The following is a 551-nucleotide window of genomic DNA, read 5'->3' on the forward strand; positions in this document are numbered from 1 at the left end:
AATGCTTCGGTTTTGCGCCTGGCGCTCTGTTGTTCGCCGATTTCTTGATCAAGTAAATTCATACAAGGTAGAAATCGCCTCACAAAGGATCTCCAGTCCCAAAACCTACGCTAGCCACTTTTCACTTCACTTGTTGACACAAGTTCAGCTATGATGAATTTTTAATTTGGCTTTGCAGCTAATTTAAATTCATCAGAAAAGGATTATTTCTAAAACGCAAATTTCGTTTCGTTATCCAGTTTTCAAGGATCAAGTGCGAATCATGAGCAACCATCACCTAGTGAGTGAGATTGAAATGATCAGCAAGTTATATACCACCGTTTTATCGGCGGAAGAATATCTTATCAAATCCGCGCCTACTGTTCAAGCGGTAAGTTATGGAACTGATATGATGTTAGATGGTCTTTGTTGGTGGAGCCAAGCGGGATCGAACCGCTGACCTCCTGCTTGCAAGGCAGGCGCTCTCCCAGCTGAGCTATGGCCCCGCAAACTCCATCAAAACTGAACAAATGGATACTCGTCATCGTTACTTTGCATTCGCAAAGTGTATC

1 tRNA gene is annotated in these 551 nt (G+C 43.0%); it reads right to left on the minus strand.

The features are described 5' to 3' along the window. Positions 1–409 precede the first annotated feature (409 nt). Positions 410–485: transfer RNA gene (locus tag ACE3MQ_RS27300), tRNA-Ala, on the minus strand. Between the last annotated feature and the right edge of the window lie 66 nt (positions 486–551).

The organism is Paenibacillus lentus (assembly GCF_042714055.1).
GTDB classification, from domain to species: domain Bacteria; phylum Bacillota; class Bacilli; order Paenibacillales; family Paenibacillaceae; genus Fontibacillus; species Fontibacillus lentus_A.